Annotated in this window: 16 protein-coding genes; 12 read left to right on the top strand and 4 right to left on the bottom strand. The window is 72.2% G+C overall.

The features are described 5' to 3' along the window. The first annotated feature begins 71 nt into the window (after window positions 1-71). The 6 genes from ACFQRI_RS04330 (at window position 72) to ACFQRI_RS04305 (ending at window position 5,239) form a co-directional block, all read left to right on the top strand. The gene (locus tag ACFQRI_RS04330; RefSeq protein ID WP_380664683.1) at window positions 72-1,652 is read left to right on the top strand and encodes an ABC transporter substrate-binding protein; all 1,581 of its coding nucleotides are present in this window, start codon (window positions 72-74) and stop codon (window positions 1,650-1,652) included. Then, a complete protein-coding gene (locus ACFQRI_RS04325; RefSeq protein ID WP_380664681.1) occupies window positions 1,619-2,614 on the top strand; it encodes an ABC transporter permease in 996 nt (331 codons plus the stop codon). Before ACFQRI_RS04330 ends, ACFQRI_RS04325 begins: the two co-directional genes overlap by 34 nt. Continuing rightward, window positions 2,607-3,461 (top strand): ABC transporter permease, encoded by an 855-nt coding sequence (locus ACFQRI_RS04320; RefSeq protein WP_380664679.1) that lies wholly within the window; start codon window positions 2,607-2,609, stop codon window positions 3,459-3,461. The genes ACFQRI_RS04325 and ACFQRI_RS04320 overlap by 8 nt, the downstream gene beginning before the upstream one ends. After that, a complete protein-coding gene (locus ACFQRI_RS04315; protein WP_380664677.1) occupies window positions 3,458-4,396 on the top strand; it encodes an ABC transporter ATP-binding protein in 939 nt (312 codons plus the stop codon). Before ACFQRI_RS04320 ends, ACFQRI_RS04315 begins: the two co-directional genes overlap by 4 nt. Continuing rightward, window positions 4,390-5,016, top strand: a complete 627-nt coding sequence (locus tag ACFQRI_RS04310; protein ID WP_380664675.1) for an ABC transporter ATP-binding protein — start codon at window positions 4,390-4,392, stop codon at window positions 5,014-5,016. Before ACFQRI_RS04315 ends, ACFQRI_RS04310 begins: the two co-directional genes overlap by 7 nt. A gap of 64 nt (window positions 5,017-5,080) precedes the next feature. After that, window positions 5,081-5,239: a hypothetical protein gene (locus ACFQRI_RS04305; RefSeq protein WP_380664673.1), complete on the top strand. Its 159-nt coding sequence runs from the start codon at window positions 5,081-5,083 to the stop codon at window positions 5,237-5,239. Window positions 5,240-5,378: 139 nt separating this feature from the next. Here the strand turns inward: ACFQRI_RS04305 and ACFQRI_RS04300 are convergent, their stop codons facing one another. From ACFQRI_RS04300 to ACFQRI_RS04290, 3 genes are all read right to left on the bottom strand, one after another. Continuing rightward, the gene (locus tag ACFQRI_RS04300; RefSeq protein WP_380664671.1) at window positions 5,379-6,668 is read right to left on the bottom strand and encodes a hemolysin family protein; all 1,290 of its coding nucleotides are present in this window, start codon (window positions 6,666-6,668) and stop codon (window positions 5,379-5,381) included. Window positions 6,669-6,832: 164 nt separating this feature from the next. Next, window positions 6,833-7,504: a YqeB family protein gene (locus ACFQRI_RS04295; RefSeq protein ID WP_380664669.1), complete on the bottom strand. Its 672-nt coding sequence runs from the start codon at window positions 7,502-7,504 to the stop codon at window positions 6,833-6,835. Window positions 7,505-7,589: 85 nt separating this feature from the next. After that, window positions 7,590-8,858 (bottom strand): M14 family metallopeptidase, encoded by a 1,269-nt coding sequence (locus ACFQRI_RS04290; protein ID WP_380664667.1) that lies wholly within the window; start codon window positions 8,856-8,858, stop codon window positions 7,590-7,592. A gap of 199 nt (window positions 8,859-9,057) precedes the next feature. Here ACFQRI_RS04290 and hisD point away from each other — a divergent pair, with 199 nt between their 5' ends. From hisD to ACFQRI_RS04270, 4 genes are all read left to right on the top strand, one after another. Continuing rightward, window positions 9,058-10,374, top strand: coding sequence for a histidinol dehydrogenase (gene hisD, locus ACFQRI_RS04285; protein ID WP_380664665.1), 1,317 nt, complete (start codon window positions 9,058-9,060; stop codon window positions 10,372-10,374). A gap of 25 nt (window positions 10,375-10,399) precedes the next feature. Beyond that, complete coding sequence (locus ACFQRI_RS04280) at window positions 10,400-11,518, top strand: histidinol-phosphate transaminase (RefSeq protein WP_380664663.1); 1,119 nt, start codon at window positions 10,400-10,402, stop codon at window positions 11,516-11,518. Further along, window positions 11,515-12,132: an imidazoleglycerol-phosphate dehydratase HisB gene (gene hisB, locus ACFQRI_RS04275; protein WP_380664661.1), complete on the top strand. Its 618-nt coding sequence runs from the start codon at window positions 11,515-11,517 to the stop codon at window positions 12,130-12,132. The genes ACFQRI_RS04280 and hisB overlap by 4 nt, the downstream gene beginning before the upstream one ends. A gap of 188 nt (window positions 12,133-12,320) precedes the next feature. Continuing rightward, window positions 12,321-12,911 carry a phospholipase domain-containing protein gene (locus tag ACFQRI_RS04270; protein WP_380664659.1) on the top strand — a complete coding sequence of 197 codons (591 nt, stop codon included), beginning with the start codon at window positions 12,321-12,323 and terminating at the stop codon, window positions 12,909-12,911. 238 nt (window positions 12,912-13,149) lie between these two features. On the opposite strand, the gene ACFQRI_RS04265 is transcribed toward ACFQRI_RS04270, so the two are convergent. Then, complete coding sequence (locus tag ACFQRI_RS04265) at window positions 13,150-14,517, bottom strand: cation:dicarboxylate symporter family transporter (protein WP_380664657.1); 1,368 nt, start codon at window positions 14,515-14,517, stop codon at window positions 13,150-13,152. 145 nt (window positions 14,518-14,662) lie between these two features. Here ACFQRI_RS04265 and ACFQRI_RS04260 point away from each other — a divergent pair, with 145 nt between their 5' ends. Together ACFQRI_RS04260 and ACFQRI_RS04255 are read left to right on the top strand one after the other, a co-directional pair. After that, window positions 14,663-16,276, top strand: a complete 1,614-nt coding sequence (locus tag ACFQRI_RS04260) for a sensor histidine kinase (protein WP_380664655.1) — start codon at window positions 14,663-14,665, stop codon at window positions 16,274-16,276. Further along, on the top strand, window positions 16,273-16,953 hold the full coding sequence (locus ACFQRI_RS04255) for a response regulator (protein WP_380664652.1): 681 nt from the start codon (window positions 16,273-16,275) through the stop codon (window positions 16,951-16,953). Before ACFQRI_RS04260 ends, ACFQRI_RS04255 begins: the two co-directional genes overlap by 4 nt. Window positions 16,954-17,026: the final 73 nt, after the last annotated feature.

Below are 17,026 nucleotides of genomic sequence, written 5' to 3'. Positions count from 1 at the left end.
GCTGGGACGTTCGGGCGAGCAAGATCTCAGCTTATTGATAAGAACTGGCAACTGCATCTAACGTGCAGCGCGTGCTGAAACGTGGGTTGTTCGTCGGGTTGGGGCTCGTCGGGGCGCTCGTCGCCGGATGCGCCGTTCCGTCCGAAACCGGTGGCGCGCCGGACGAGATGCTGCTGGCCGACGGCTACGAGCCGGAGAGCCTGAACCCGCTGCTGGGCTACGGCGCCGAGGGCGCCTCGAAGTTCTACGACGGGCTGCTCGCCTTCGACGGGCGCTCGGCGCTCCAACCCGCGCTGGCCGCCGAGCAGCCGCAGGCCTCGCCGGACGCGCGGACCTGGACGGTCCGCCTGCGCGAGGGCGTGCGCTTCCACGACGGAACCCCGTTCGACGCCGAGGACGTCGCGGCCACCTACCGCGCCGCGATCGACCCGGCCTACGCCTCGACGGTGAGCTCGGACTTCGACATGCTCGACCGGGTCGAGGTGCTCGACCCGAGCACCGTGCGCTTCCAGCTGAAGTTCCCCTACGCCGCGTGGCCGTCCAAGATGGTGCTGGGCATCGTTCCCGCCGAGCACCTGGCCGAGCGCGAGCCGCTGGAGCGCTCGTCGCTGAACACCCGCCCGGTCGGCACCGGCCCGTTCGAGCTCGTCGAGTGGCGCCGGGGCGACCAGATGACCTGGGAGTCCAATCCGGACTACTGGGGCGGGGCGCCGGCGATCCGAAAGCTCACCATCGTGTTCGCCAAGGACGACAACACCCGCGCGCAACGACTCGCCGCAGGAGAGTTCGACGGAACCGTGCTGCCGCCGGTGCTCGCCGACAACGCCGCCCGCGAGGGCTACCGCACGGTGCACCACGGCACCGCCGACTGGCGGGCCGTCGAACTGCCCAACGACCACCCGGTCACCGGGGACCGCGCCGTGCGCCTGGCCCTCAACCTCGCCGCGGACCGCCGGGGCATGATCGGGGCCCTGCTCGGTGGGCACGGCGAACCCGCCGCGACGCCGATCCCGCCGTCGATGGGCGCCAACCACGAGCCCCGGGCGCGGTTCGACTTCGACCCCGAGGCCGCGCGCCGGCTGCTCGACGAGGCGGGCTGGCGACCCGGTCCGGACGGCATCCGCCAGCGCGACGGCGTGCCGGCGCGGTTCACCGTCATGTACTTCGCCGACGACACCCTGCGCCGCGACCTGGCCACCGGATTCGCCTCCGACGCCCGCAAGATCGGCATCGACGTGCAGCTGGCCGGGGTGGACCGCTCGGCGGTCGCCGAACGGCTGGACACCGACGGCATCGTGCTCGGCGGCGGCACCCCGATCGACCCGGACCCGCAGATGTACGGCGCGCTGCACTCCTCGGTGATCGGGACCGGCACCTACAACAACCCCGGCGAGTACCGGAACCGCGAGGTCGACACCGCGCTGGACGCCGCCCGCCGGGAGCTGGACCCCGCCAAGCGCGCCGAGCTCTACCGGCAGGCGCAGCGCGCCTACGTCGCCGACCCGGGCCTGGTCTACCTCGCGTTCATCGACCACAGCTACGTGCTGCGCGACGGCGCCCACAGCGGCTACCGCGCACCGGTCGAGCCGCACACCCACGGCACCACGTGGGGCCCGTGGTGGAACGTCGAGGACTGGAAGCCGAAGCCGTGATCGCCCGGTTGGTGCTGCGCAGGCTGGCCTTCGCGGTCCCGGTCCTCGGCATCGTCGCCTTCGGCGTGTTCCTGCTGGCCGCGGCCTCCCCGTTCGACCCGATCCACCAGTACTACGGCGTGCGGCTGTTCGACGCCTCGGCCGCCGACGTCGCCCGGGTGCGCGCCGAGCTCGGCCTGGACCGCCCGGTGCTGCTGCGGTTCTGGGACTGGTTCACCGGACTGCTCGGCGGAGATCTGGGCACCTCGCGCTCGTTGCGCCAACCGGTCGCGCAGGTGGTGGCCGAGCGGTTGCCGTGGACCGCGCTGCTGGCCGCCACCGGGCTGGTGATCGCGGTGCTGCTGGCGCTGGTGCTGGGCGCGGTGGCCGCGTGGCGGCAGGGCGGTCCGCTCGACCGCCTGGTCACCGCCACCGGTCACGCCCTGGAAGGCGTGCCGCCGTTCGTGCTGGCCCTGCTGTCCATCGCGGTGTTCTCCCTGGGGCTGGGCTGGCTGCCGGTGGCCGGGCTGACCGACGCGGGTCGGGCCGCGTCGGTCAGCCAGATCGTCGAGCACCTCGCGCTGCCCGCGCTGGTGCTGGGCGTCTCGCAGACGCCGTGGTTGGTGCTGCACGTGCGGCAGTCGATGCTGAGCTCGCTGGCCGAGGACCACGTCACCGGCGCCCGCGCCCGCGGGCTCGCCGAGCGCGTCGTGGTGCTGCGCCACGCGCTGCCCACCGCGCTGCTGCCGTTCGTGACGCTGCTCGGCGCGCGGATCCCCGAGCTGGTCACCGGCGCGGTGCTGGTGGAGGAGGTCTTCTCCTGGCCGGGGCTGGCCGGCGCGCTGGTCACCGCGGCCACCGCGGTGGACTACCCGCTGCTGGCGGTGATCACCCTGATCGCCACCGCGGCGGTGCTGCTCGGCTCGCTGCTGGCCGACGTCGCGGCGGTGCTGCTGGACCCGAGGGTGGCCGCGGATGGCTGAGCTGACCTGGCGCTCCACCGCGCTGCGCACCCGCCCGCGCGCCCGCCTGGGGGTCTCGCTGGCGGTGCTGGCCGCGCTCGCGCTCGGCGCGCTGCTGCTGCCCGCGCTGCTCGGCGGGCAGCCGGTGGACTACGGATCCATCCGGCTCGCACCGGGTTTCGCGCACCCCTTCGGCACCGACTCCAGCGGTCGCGACGTGCTCGCCCGGTCCATGGCCGGTCTGCGCGTCTCGTTGCTGGTGGCCGCGTCGAGCGCCGCGGTGTCCACGGCGCTCGGCTCGCTGGTCGGGGTGCTGGCCGGCGGGCTCGGCGGCTGGCCGGACCGGCTGCTCATGCGCCTGGTCGACATCGTCAACTCGGTGCCGCACCTGCTGCTGGGAGTGGTGGTCGTGGCGCTATACCGGGGCAGCCTGCTGGCGGTGATCTGCTCGATCGCCTGCACGCACTGGACCACGGTCGCCCGGGTCGTGCGCTCCGAGGTGCTCTCGCTTCGGCAGCGCCCGCACATCGACGCGGCCATCGCGGGAGGCTCCTCGCGCCTCCGGATCCTGCGCAGGCACCTGCTGCCCGCGGTGGTGCCGCAGGCCGCGCTGTCGGCGGTGCTGCTGGTGCCGCACGCGGTGTGGCACGAAACCGCGCTGAGCTTCCTCGGTCTCGGCCTTCCGCCGCACCTGGCCAGCATCGGCAACATCCTCGGCGACGGTCGCGACGCCGTGCTGCTGGGCGCCTGGTGGATCGTGCTGTTCCCGTCCCTGCTGCTGGTGGTGACCACGCTGGCCGTCTCCGGACTGGCCGCGACTTGGCGCGACCGGATCGTCCCCCGCCGCCGATCGGAGCTGGTGCTGTGAACCTGCTTTCCCTGCAACGACTCTCGGTGCGCTTCCGGCTGCCGCGCGGCGTGCTGGTGCGCGCGGTCAGCGAGGCGAGCCTGGAGCTGCGGCCCGGTCGAGTGCTGGCGCTCGTCGGCGAATCCGGTTGCGGCAAGTCGGTTCTCGCCTCCGCGCTGCTCGGCCTGCTGCCCGCCAACGCCGAAACCCGCGGGCGCGCGGTGCTCGCCGACGGCGCCGAGCTGCTCGGGGCGCCGGAGGCCGAGCTGGCCGGGCGGATCCGCGGTCGCCAGCTGGGCCTGGTGCCGCAGTCGGCGCACACCCACCTGACCCCGGTGCGCACCGCGCGCAGCCAGCTGGTCGAGGCGATCGCCGCGCTGCGCGGTCCGCTCGGCGCCGCCGAGCTGGCCGAGCGGGTCGGCCTGGACCCCGCCGACCTGGACCGCTATCCGCACGAGCTCTCCGGCGGGATGGCCCAGCGCGTCGCGCTGGCCCTGGCGCTGGCGGGCGATCCGCGGATCGTGCTGGCCGACGAGCCGACCACCGGCCTGGACCGGCCGCTGGTGCACCGCACCGTCGACCTGCTGGCCGAGACCGCCGCCGACGACCGGGTGGTGCTGCTGATCACCCACGACCTCGCGGCCGCCCGCCGGGTGGCCACCGACGTCGCCGTGATGTACGCCAGCAGGATCGTCGAGTCGGGCCCCGCCGAGCAGGTGCTCGCCGAGCCCTGGCACCCCTACACCGCGGCGCTGCTGGCCGCGCTGCCGGACGGGGGCTTCGAACCGATCCCCGGGCACCCGCCCGCGCTCACCGAGCTGGACCGCGTCGAGGGGGAGTGGGGTTGCGCGTTCTGCTCGCGCTGCCCGGACCGTCCTGGGTTCGCGCCGTGCACCGGCGACCCGGAACTCGTCGAGCTCGGCGACCGCGCGGTCGCCGCCCACGCGCCGTGCTGACCGGCAAGAACCTCGTCGCGGGCTACCGGCGCGGCGAGCCGGTGCTCGACGGAGTGGACGTCGAGGTCCCCGGAGGCGCGGTGGTGGGGCTGGCCGGGCCCAGCGGCTGCGGCAAGTCCACGCTCGCCAAGGTGCTGGGCCTGCTGCACCGGCCCTGGTCCGGGCGCATCGAGGTGGACGGGACCGAGGTCACCGGGTTCCGGCACCGCACGCCGCGGCACCAGCGGCTGGCGGTGGGCATCGTCTTCCAGCACCCGCGTCCCGCCGTGGACCCGCGGCTGACGCTGCGCGAGATCGTCGCCGAGGCCGCCGGCGCCGACGTGCCGGCCCTGGCCGAGGAGGTCGGGCTGACCGCGGAGCTGCTGTCCCGGCGGCCGCACGAGGTCAGCGACGGGCAGCTGCAGCGCGCCTGCCTCGCCCGCGCGCTCGCGCCCCGGCCGGACTACCTCGTCTGCGACGAGATGACCGCGATGCTGGACGCCTCCACGACGGCCGCGCTGGTCCGGGTGGTCGATCGACGAGTGCGCGAAAGGGGGACCGGTGTGCTGGCGATCAGTCATGACGAAGAGCTGCTGCGACACTGCGCCGACCATGTGGTTCACCTGAATGCATCTATATGAGAGTGTTACCCACTGCGGTCGCGGGGGGCCGCTCGAAGAAAACGACGGACCCTTAGGAGCAACGGTGAGCGAGCAAGAAGGCACCACCTTCGTGCAGTGGCGGGAGCGAGTGCACAGCGACATCACCGAAGAGCGTCCGCAGATGCGCGTTCTGCTGATCGTCGCCGCCGCGGTCGTCATCCTCGGAATCCTGGTGGGAACCATTACCCTGATGCTGAGCTGACCCCGCTCGACCTGCGGTTATTCCGCAGCGATCTGGTGAGCGGTCGTGGACCCCTCCGATGCCGCGGCCGTGCACCACCACCCAATTCCGAGAACGGGTGGTTTCCATTTCTGGGAAATCGCGGTCACGAGCAGAACCGCTATTCCTCCGGAAGTCTCGTCACCAGGATGCGGGCCACTCGGTGGCCGTCCATCTCGCGAATCGTGAAACGGTGGCCGAGCGCATCCAGGTATTCGCCGACCTCGGGCAGGCGGCCCAGCTGGGCCAGCACGAATCCGGCGACCGTGTCGTAGGGGCCCTCCGGCAGTTCGATGCCGGTCTGCTGTTCGAAGTCGCTGCGGTGCAGCAGCCCGTCGGCTTCGTAGCTGCCGTCCGGGCGGGAGCGCACCGGTGAGGCGCTGGGGTCGTACTCGTCCCAGATGTCGCCGACGACCTCCTCCACCAGGTCCTCGATGGTGACGATGCCGGCCGTGCCGCCGTACTCGTCGACGACCACCGCCAGGTGCCCGCCGCCGCGCCCGCGCAGCTGCGTGAGCGCCGCCAGCACCGGTTTGCTCGCCGGCATCGCGGGAACCGGGCGCATCAGCTGGCCCACGGTGCGCGCCGGCGCGTCGTGGTAGGTCGAGCCCAGGAGATCCCGGACGTGCACGAAGCCGACCACGTCGTCGGCGGTCTCGCGGATCACCGGGTACCGCGAGTGCGGCTCGCCGACCACCTGGTGGGCCGCGTCGGTCACCGGCTGGTCCACGTCGAGGAAGTCCACCTCGGTGCGCGGCACCATGACCTCGCCGAGCACCCGGTCGGTCGCGCGGAAGGCGTCGCTGAGCAGCCTGCGCTCCTCGATGCTGAGCTGCTCGTTGGTGCGCACCATGTCGCGCAGCTCCTCCTCGCTGACCTCCTCGGACTCGGCGCGCGGGTCGATGCCGAACAGCCGGACCACCGCGTTGGTCGACTTCGACAGCAGCCAGATCAGCGGCCGGAACAGGGTCGCCATGGCGTCGAGCACCCCGGCGGTCAGCAGGGCGACCGGCTCGGTGCGCTGCAACGCGAGCCGCTTCGGCGCCAGCTCGCCGAGCACCAGCGATAGGTAGGAGACCAGGCCGGTGACCAGCAGCAGCGCCAGCGTCGCGGCGAGCGCGGTGGGCACGCCCCAGCCGGCCAGCACCGGTTGGATGCGCACCGCGATGGTCGCCCCGCCGTAGCTGGAGGCGAAGAAGCCCGCGAAGGTCACGCCGATCTGCACCGCGGACAGGAAGCGGTTGGAGTCGTCGCGCAGCCGCGCCACCTTCGCGCCCCGCTTGTCCCGCTCGCCGAGCCTGCGGACCTGGCTGTCCCGCAGCGACACCAGGGCGATCTCCGCCGCCGCGAAGTACCCGCCGATCAGCACGAACACCAGCACCAGTGCGATGTTGACCGCGACCCCGTCCATGCGCGGATTGTTCCACGCCGACCGATCCCCCGACCCCGCACGACGCCACGCCCAGCCGCGAAAACGCCTCGAATTGCGCCGGCGAAGAACCCTCGAATTGCGCGGGTGGAATTCGAGGGTTCTTCGAGGTTTACCCGATCGGGGGTGGGGTTGGTCTGCGTCGGTCAGATGCGGTCGGTGGCGCGCCAGTACTGCTTCTTGTGGCCGTCGCGCAGCACGATGCCGAGCTCGGCGAGCTCGTCGCGCAGCAGCTCGGCCCGCTTGGTGTTGCGGTTGCGCAGCGCCTGGTCGCGCTCGGCCAGCAGGCGGTTGGCCCGCAGCGACAGCTCCGGGACGTCCTCGGTCCACAGCCGGTAGCGCCCGGCGTAGGGGTCGGAGTCGCGCCAGGGGTGGCCGTGCTCCTTGAACGCGTCGCGCAGCGCGAACCGGTCCAGCCCGGACTTGCGGCGAGCCAGCTCACCACCGGTGGTGTCCAGCAGCACCAGGTGGCCGCGCTCGACGAAGACCGACCCGATCTCGGCGCGCGGGAACTCCTTGGAGGCTCGCCCCGAGGCCAGCACCGCGCGGTCCGGCTCCACGCGCACCGTCAGCCGCTCCTGGGCGAGCAGACCGGCGAAGCCGAGCCCGATCAGCGCGCCCACCAGCACCGCGATCAGCGTTCCCCACGGATCGGCGCCGGCGGCGGCCAGCTCGAAGACGCCCTGGAACGGCGCCCACTGCAGACCCGCCACCCACGCCGCGGCCGACCGCAGCACGAACAGCGCCGCCGCGCCCAGCAGCGGGCAGTAGATCCAGGAACCGCGCCGGACCAGCGCGGGCGGATGAACCGTGGTCATGGCCGCCATTATTCAAGCGCCCCGACTGAGACCGGGCCCGGGGCGCGCGATCGCGCACGCCCCGGGCCCGCGGCTGGGCGACCTGTCAGGCCCCGGCTTCCCGGAGCAGGATGTCCACCGCGCCGTCGTTGCGCGCGGTCTCCCGGTCGATGACGTCGCCGGGCGGGTAGAAGCCGTCCAGGCCGCCACCGCTGGCCGGGTACATCTCCAGCGTGAAGGCCAGGATCTTGTGCTGGCCCCACATCCAGTCGAGGCTGTCGCCGTCGGTGACGTAGAGGTCGCTGGACTGCTGCGGGGTGTAGCCGTTGCTGTCGGCCATCGCGGTGCCGACCCGCTCGAACCGGTCGTACTCCTGCTGCGTCATGCCCTCGGTGACGTCGTCGGTGGTGTGCCCGAAGGGCCAGAGCACCAGCTCGGAGTAGGTGTGGAAGTCGATCGCGGCCTTGATCTGCTGGGCGCCGCCGACCACGCGGGAGTTGACGAAGTCGCGCATCGCGGCGGTCTCCGGCGCCGACCACGGCTCGGTGCCGCGGTAGGTCTCGCTGTTCGGGTCGCCGCTGGAGCCGCCGCAGCAGCCCCACTTGTGGCCCCAGTTGCGGTTGAGGTCGGTGCCGGTGCCCTGCCGGTTCTTGCGCCAGCCCTGGTACTGGCCGGAGGCGATGTCGTAGGTCGAGCCGTCCGGGTTGACCATCGGGATCACCCAGATCTCCCGGTTGTCGACCATGTCGGTCACCCCGGCGTCGGAGCCGTAGCCGCTGGTGAACCGCTCGACCACGCGCAGGCACATCTCGTTGGTGAGGTGCTCGCGGGCGTGCTGGTTGCAGTTGAACAGCACCTCGGGCTCGTCCTCGTCGGCGCCCGCGTTGTCGCTGATCTTGACCACCGGGATGTCCCGGCCCTCGAAGGACTTGCCGATGCTGGACTTGCTCGCGATGTCCGGGTGCTCGGCGACGGCGCCGTCCAGCGCGGCGTTCATCTCGTCGTAGTTGTGGTAGGCCTCGTCACCGGGCGGGAAGTCGCCGGGCGCGGCCTTGCCGCGGCTTCCGTTGATCTTGCCCAGCTCCTCGTCGAGGCTGCTCTTCTCGGTCAGCCGGTAGCCGCGGGAGCGCAGTTCCTCGGCCTGCGCGCGGGTTGCCTGCACCTGCGCGGTGCCGCCCCGCACGCCCAGGATCTCGGCGCCGAGGCGGTGCATCTCGGTGCGGGAGGCCGTGTCGGTGCCGTCAATCGTGTAGATCGCCGCGTCCTGCGCGGCCACCTCGGCCGGCTGCGCGGCCAGGGCGCCGGGGACCGGTGCGGACAGGAGCAGGCCGGCGAACGCCGCCGCCAGCAGCGCCTTGCGCCGTGAGCTGAACATCGGGTCTCCGATCGATCACTTGGGGTGATGTTGGAAGGCTCCAGCAGCCCCGCAGCGCCTGCAACCGGCTGGCGAGGTTTGGCCGCTCGTCACCATTTGCCGTTCCGGCCCGGTGTGACGGCCGACCGGGTTCGCGGACAGCCCCGGCGCCCGGCGACTACCCTGGACGGGGCAACCCCGGGCATTGGAAGGATGCTGCATGCTCACCCGTACCGACCTGCGCGGTCGAGTCCCGTCCACCACCGAGCTGCGCGCCACGCTGCCGCGCGCCGAGATGGACGTGGAGCACGTGCTGCATCGGGTCCGGCCGGTGATCGAGGCGGTCCGCGACCGCGGCGCCGAGGCGGTCCGGGAGTACACCGAGCAGTTCGACGGGGTGCGCCCGGAGCAGGTGCGGGTGCCCGCCGAGCAGCTGCGCGAGGCCCTCGACGAGCTCGACCCGCAGGTGCGCTCGGCGCTCGAGGAGTCGATCGCCCGCGCCCGCAAGGTGCACGCCGACCAGCGGCGCACCGACAGCACCACCCAGGTGGTGCCCGGCGGGACCGTCACCGAGCGCTGGGTGCCGGTGGCCCGCGTGGGCCTCTACGCGCCGGGCGGGCTGGCGGTCTACCCGTCCAGCGTGGTGATGAACGTCGTCCCGGCGCAGGCCGCGGGCGTGGAGTCGCTGGTGGTGTGCAGCCCCCCGCAGGCCGAGTTCGGCGGCCTGCCGCACCCGACGATCCTGGCCGCCGCGCAGCTGCTCGGCGTCGAGGAGGTCTGGGCGGTGGGCGGTGCCCAGGCGGTCGCGCTGCTGGCCTACGGCGGCACCGACACCGACGGCGCCGAGCTGGCCCCGGCCGACATGGTCACCGGCCCCGGCAACGTCTACGTCACCGCGGCCAAGCGGCACCTGCGCAGCCTGATCGGCATCGACTCCGAGGCGGGTCCCACCGAGATCGCGATCCTGGCCGACGACACCGCCGACGCGGCGCACGTGGCCGCCGACCTGATCAGCCAGGCCGAGCACGACACGCTGGCGGCCAGCGTGCTGGTGACCACCTCGCCGGAGCTGGCCGACGCCGTCGACGCCGAGCTGGAGCGCCAGGTCGCGCGGACCAAGCACACCGAGCGGATCAGCACCGCGCTCACCGGCGTGCAGTCCGGCTGCATCCTGGTCGCCGACCTCGACGACGGCGTGCGGGTGGTCGACGCCTACGCGGCCGAGCACCTGGAGATCCAGACCGCCGAGGCGGACGCGGTGGCCGCGCGGGTGCGCAACGCCGGCGCGATCTTCGTCGGCCCGTACGCACCGGTGTCGCTGGGCGACTACTGCGCGGGCTCCAACCACGTGCTGCCCACCGGCGGCTGCGCCCGGCACTCCTCGGGGCTGAGCGTGCAGAGCTTCCTGCGCGGCATCCACGTGATCTCCTACACCGAGCAGGCGCTGCGCGATGTCGCCGACCAGGTGGTCGCGCTCGCCGACGCCGAGGACCTGCCCGCGCACGGCCAGGCGGTCACCGCCCGCTTCGACCGCTGACGACTTCTGGCGAAGGTAGACACCCATGAGTGACGCGCTCGGCGCCGACACGACGCTGGCCGACCTGCCGCTGCGCGAGGACCTGCGCGGACGCAGCCCCTACGGCGCGCCGCAGCTGGACACCTCGGTGCGGCTGAACACCAACGAGAACCCCTTCCCGCCCCCGCCGGAGCTGGTCGCCGACGTGACCGAGGCGGTGCGCGAGGTGGCCGCGGACCTGCACCGCTACCCGGACCGGGACGCGGTCGCGCTGCGCGCCGACCTGGCCGCCTACCTCACCGAGGCCACCGGCGTGCGCCTGGCCACCGACAACGTGTGGGCGGCCAACGGCTCCAACGAGGTGCTGCAGCAGATCCTGCAGGCCTTCGGCGGCCCCGGCCGCACCGCGCTGGGCTTCGAGCCCTCGTACTCGATGCACCCGATCCTGTCCGCGGGCACCCGCACCGACTGGGTGCCGGCGCCGCGGCGGGAGGACTTCAGCCTCGACGGCGCCGCGGCCGCGCGGGTGGTCGCCGAGAAGCGGCCGGACGTGGTGTTCGTGACCAGCCCGAACAACCCGACCGGGCAGTCGGTGGGGATCGAGGACCTGCGCGCGGTCCTGGACGCCGCGCCCGGCGTGGTCGTCGTCGACGAGGCCTACGCCGAGTTCTCCGCGCAGCCCAGCGCTGTGGAGCTCATCGAGCAGTACCCGGCGAAGGTGATCGTCAGCCGGACCATGAGCAAGGCGTTCGCCTTCGCCGGCGGGCGGCTCGGCTACCTGGCGGCGGCCCCGGCGATCATCGAGGCGCTGCTGCTGGTCCGCCTGCCCTACCACCTCTCGGCGCCCACCCAGGCCGCCGCGCGGGCCGCGCTGCGGCACGCGGAGGCCACGCTCGGCTCGGTGCACCAGCTCGCCGAGGAGCGCGACCGGGTCTCGGCCGCGCTTCGCGAGCTGGGCTTCGACCCGGTGCCCAGCGACGCGAACTTCGTGCTGTTCGGGCGCTTCGCCGACGCGCACCGGGCCTGGCAGCGCTACCTCGACGCCGACGTGCTGATCCGCGACGTCGGCATCCCCGGGCACCTGCGGGTCACCATCGGCACACCCGTCGAGAACGACGCGTTCCTGGCGGCGAGCAAGGCAGTCAGCGAGGAGATCCAGCGATGACCTTCCAACCAGGTACCCGCGTCGGCAAGGTCGAGCGCACCACCAAGGAGTCCTCGGTGCTGGTCGAGCTCGACCTCGACGGCACCGGGCAGGTGGACGTCGACACCACCGTGCCGTTCTACGACCACATGCTCACCGCGCTGGGCACGCACGCCGCGTTCGACCTCAAGGTCAAGTCCACCGGGGACGTCCACATCGACGCGCACCACACCGTCGAGGACACCGCGATCGTGCTCGGTCAGGCGCTGCGGCAGGCGCTGGGGGACAAGAAGGGCATCCGGCGATTCGGCGACGCGTGGATCCCGATGGACGAGACGCTGGCGCACGCCGCCGTCGACGTCTCGGGTCGCTCGTACTGCGTGATGACCGGGGAACCGGAGCAGTACAACAGCTTCACGATCGGCGGGAACTACCCGTTCGTGCTCAACCGGCACGTGTTCGAGTCGCTGGCCTTCCACTCGCAGATCAACCTGCACACCCGGGTGATCCACGGCCGGGACCCGCACCACATCGCCGAGGCCCAGTACAAGGCCATCGCGCGTGCGCTGCGCGCGGCGGTGGAGGCCGACCCGCGGTTCGCCGACGTGGTCCCCTCCACCAAGGGCGCCCTGTGAGGGGCTAGCGGCGACCTCTTCGAAGTCCCGACGCGCGAGGTGCGCGTCGGGACTTCTCTCTCCCGGCCGTCGCTCCGAGTATCCGGTGGAGCACCGGTGGTTACGCCGAATGGACTACATGGCGGGTTCGCCTTCGGTTAACCTCCCGGTCTTCGTCGGTTTGTCCGGGTTCACCAACATGTCGAGTCGTGGGTGGCTTATCTGCGAATCGCGGCGGTCCGGGCGCTGAGTCGCCGCGCCGCGCGAGCACCCGATCGGCGGCCGAGCGCCGCGGCGCGAAGCGCCCGACCTCCCGGCCGCAGGTGTCCGGTGGGCTGGTCGAGGACGCGGTCGTGCTCCGCCTGGGTTGCGTCGGGGAGCGCGCGGCGCGCTTCGAGATCGAGACCGAGGCGCCGTCGCCGGTCGAGGTCGTGGGGGAGAAGGTGGTCACCGTCCCGGTCGGCGGGAGCTATTCCGTGGTCGTGCTGGGCCCGGAGGGCTTCCGCGTGGAGCTGTCCGGCTCCCGCGACGGCTGGGCCGCGGGCGTCGACGTCATGGCCCGCCACACCGAGGACGGCGCCGACCTGGAACTCCGCAACGACGGCGCCCACGAGATCAACCTGCACCTCCGCTCCCGCACGCCCGCGGGGGAGGAGCAGCACGTCCGGGTGGCCGCGGGCGGGGCTCAACCCCTCCGCTGGCCCACCACCCGGGGCGGCTACGACCTGGAGATCACCACCCCCGACGACGAGACCTTCCACCGCAGAATCACCACCCACCCCCAACCCACTCCCGACTGACCTCCCAACCCACCCAGGACTCACCTCCCGATCGGGCCCCGGAATCACCTCCCAATCGGGGGTGCTTTTGGGAGGGTTTTCCGAGCAGCGCCTGATCGGGTGTGCGTCGTGCGGGTCGAGCGCGTGAAGGGGCCCTTCCCGTCGGGGTGCGGGAAGGGCCCCTTCGTCGTGCCAGCCGACCGGCTCGTCCTGGCCGAGGGGGTCGTGCCGGCAGCCTGCCGTGGTCGACCGGTCCGGGTCAGCTCGTGGTGGCCGGGACCTTCTGGTCGTCGGCGGGGCGCTCTTCGGGCGTGGTGTGCTCGTCGCCGTCGACGAAGCTCTTCTCGTCGAACGGGGAGTCGCCCGCGAAGACCTGCTTGAGCTGGGAGCGGTCCAGCTCGCCGGTCCAGGAGCCGATCAGCACCGTGGCCACCGCGTTGCCCGCGAAGTTGGTCAGGGCTCGGGCCTCGGACATGAACCGGTCGATGCCCACGATCAGCCCCACGCCGTCGAGCAGCTCCGGGCGGTGCGACTGCAGGCCGCCGGCCAGCGTGGCCAGGCCCGCGCCGCTGACGCCCGCGGCGCCCTTGGAGGCGATCATCATGAACAGCAGCAGGCCGATCTGCTCGGTCAGCGACAGCGGGTCGCCCATCGCGCTGGCGATGAACAGCGAGGCCATCGTCAGGTAGATCATCGTGCCGTCGAGGTTGAACGAGTACCCGGTCGGCACGGTGATGCCCACGACCGGCCTGCTCACGCCCAGGTGCTCCATCTTCGCGATCAGCCGCGGCAGCGCGGCCTCCGAGGAGGAGGTGGACAGGATCAGCAGGAACTCGCGGCCCAGGTAGCGCAGCAGCGAGAAGATGTTCACCCGGGCGAACAGCCACAGCATGGTGCCCAGCACGCAGAAGACGAACAGCACGCAGGTCGTGTAGAAGCCGATCATGATCACCGCGAGGCTCTTCAGCGCGTCCACGCCGGTGGCGCCGACCACCGCGGCGATCGCGCCGAAGGCGCCGATCGGGGCGGCCCACATGACCATCGACAGGATCTTGAACACCAGCCGCTGGATGTGCTCGATGCCGCGCAGGATCGGCTGGCCCTTCTCGCCCATCGCCTGCAGCGCGAAACCGGCCAGCAGCGCCACCAGCAGGGTCTGCAGCACCTCGCCCTCGGTCAGGGCGGAGACCAGGGTGTTCGGGATGATCCCGAGCAGGAACTCGGTGGTGGACTGGGAGCCCTCGCTGGCCTGCTCGGCACCTGCGCCGCGCAGCGCTTCGGTGATGTGCATGCCGCTGCCCGGGTGCAGCACGTTGCCGACCACCAGGCCGATGACCAGCGCGACCACCGACATGGCCATGAAGTACATCAGCGCCAGACCGCCGACCTTGCCGACCTTGGCGGCCTGCCGCACGCTGCCCACGCCGAGCACGATGGTGCAGAAGATGATCGGCGAGATCATCATCTTGATCAGCTCGACGAAGCCCTTGCCCAGCGGCTTGAGCGCCGTGCCGACCTCGGGCGCGAGGAAGCCGACCGCGATGCCCGCGAGGACGGCGACGATCACCGCGATGTAGAGGTAATGCGTTCTGTCCCGGCGAGATGTCGCCGCGTCGTTGCCAGCCAACTCAACTCCTACCGAAAACGGGTCAAACGCCTTCTGCGCTCGTGTCCTGGGTCACGAGGAGAATCTGTCGGGTGACTATCGGAGCGGAGTATCGTCGGCGTCTCGCTTTTGTACATTGTGTTCACGCACCGGTAACGGGCAGTTGATGTCGCTTACACGCTCCGCAAACCCGCTCGCGCGCGTCCGTCCCCAGTGGAGTCTGGCGCGGCAGCTGTTCGTCCTGCAGGTGATCGTCGTGACCCTGGTCGTCCTGGCCGGGGCGGGGCTGGCCTACTACGACGCCCAGCAGCGCAGCTCCGAGGCGGCCCGCGACGAGGTGGTCGCCCTGGCCAAGGCCCTGGCGGCCACGCCGACCGTGCGCGAGGGGCTGGTGGCGCCCGATCCGACCGCGACTCTGCAACCGCTGGCCGAGCAGGTGCGCGCGAACACCCGGGCCGACTTCGTGACGATCATGTCCCCGGAGGGCATCCGCTACACCCACCCCGATCCGGCGCGCATCGGCAAGCGCTTCCTCGGCCACATCGACCGCGCGGTGGCGGGACAGGTGCTCACCGAGACCTACACCGGCACGCTGGGGCCCTCGGTGCGCGCGGTCGTCCCGGTGCACCGGGACGGCGAGCTCGTCGGGCTGGTCTCCGACGGCATCACGGTTCGGGTGCTCACCCGCGAGCTGCAGCAGCGGGTGGCCGCGCTGCTGGTGGTGGCGGCCGGCGCCCTGCTGCTCGGCGGGCTGCTGACCTACCTGGTCAGCGAGCGGATCCGGCGGCACACGCACGGGATGCGCCCGGCCGAGCTCTCCCGGATGTACGAGTACCACGACGCGATCCTGCACGCGGTGCGCGAGGGGTTGCTGCTGGTCGGTCCGGACCGGCGGGTCTCGCTGTGCAACGATGGGGCCGCTGTGCTGCTGGAACTCGATGCCGCCGAGGTCGAGGGCGAGCGGCTCGACGACCTCGGGCTGCCGCCGTCGCTGCTGGAGACCCTCGGCGCGGGCAGCGCCGTGCGCGACGAGGTGCACCTGACCGACCAGCGCGTGCTGCTGGTCAACCTCTCGCCGGTGCGCAGCGGTGGTCGCGATCTGGGCAGCGTGGTGACGTTGCGGGATCACACCGAGCTGCAGGCGCTCAGCGGCGAGCTCGACTCGATCCGCGGCTTCGCCGAGTCCCTGCGCTCGCAGGCCCACGAATCGGCAAACCGCCTGCACACCGTGGTCTCGCTGATCGAGCTCGGCCGCGCCGAGGAAGCGGTGCGGTTCGCCACCTCCGAGCTGGACCTCGCGCAGCGGCTCACCGACCGCGTCGTCGGCGCGGTCGACGAACCCGTGGTGGCCGCGCTGCTGCTGGGCAAGAGCGCCGAGGCGGGGGAGCGCGGCGTGGAGGTCGTGCTCGGCGAGGACACCGAGATCGACGACGCGGCGCTGGCCCACCTCGAATCCCGGGACCTGGTCACCGTTCTCGGCAACCTGATCGACAACGCGGTGGACGCGGTCGCCGAGAACCCGCACCCCCGGGTGGACGTGACCATCCGGTCCACTTCGGATGGCGTGCTGATCCGCGTCGCCGACAACGGTCCCGGGGTGGATCCGGAGGACGCGCAGCGGTTGTTCCGGCGCGGCTGGTCGACCAAGTCCGACGACCGCGGGCTCGGGCTGGCGCTGGTGGGGCAGAGCGTGCGGCGCAACGGCGGCGAAGTCGACGTGCGCACCGACGGCGGGGCGGTGTTCACCGTGCACCTGCCCGGATCGGGCGGGCAGCGGTGATCGCGGTCCTGGTGGTGGAGGACGACCCGGTGGTCGGCGAGGCGCACGAGGCCTACGTCAACCGGATCGAGGGCTTCCGCGTCGCGGGGCGCGTGCGCACCGGGCAGGCCGCCCTGCAGTTCGTCGAGCACACCCCGGTCGACCTGGTGCTGCTGGACCTGCGGCTGCCGGACATGGACGGGCTGGCGGTGGCCCGCGCGCTGCGCACCGCTGGCGCGCCCACCGACGTCATCGCGGTGACCTCGGCGCGGGACCTGAAGGTGGTGCGCGCGGCGGTCTCCAGCGGCGTGGTGCAGTACCTGCTCAAGCCGTTCACCTTCGCCGCGATGCGCGAGAAGCTGGAGCACTACGCGAAGTTCCGCAGCAGCCTCGGCCAGGACCGCGAGGTGTGCGGGCAGGCCGAGATCGACCGCGCCTTCTCGGCGCTGCGCGGGGTGGAGAAGCAGCAGCTGCCCAAGGGCATGGGCGAGGAGACGCTGGCCTCGGTGGTCGCCGCGCTGCGCGAGCTCCCCTCGGGCGGGACCGCGAGCGCCATCGCCGAGGCCTCCGGGGTCTCCCGGGTGACCGCGCGGCGGTACCTGGAGTACCTGGTCACCACCGGGATGGTCGACCGCCAGCCGCAGTACGGGGCGGTCGGTCGCCCGGAGATGGCCTACCGCTGGATCGGCGAGGACTGATACGGAGCGGGAGCCCTTTTCATCAAAAGTCCCTGCGCGGGAAGCGCTCAGGGACCTCTGATGAAAAAGGCAC

Source organism: Saccharopolyspora griseoalba, from assembly GCF_042665275.1.
Taxonomy (GTDB): Bacteria; Actinomycetota; Actinomycetes; order Mycobacteriales; family Pseudonocardiaceae; genus Saccharopolyspora; species Saccharopolyspora griseoalba.
This window is presented reverse-complemented; position numbering and strand designations above follow the sequence as displayed.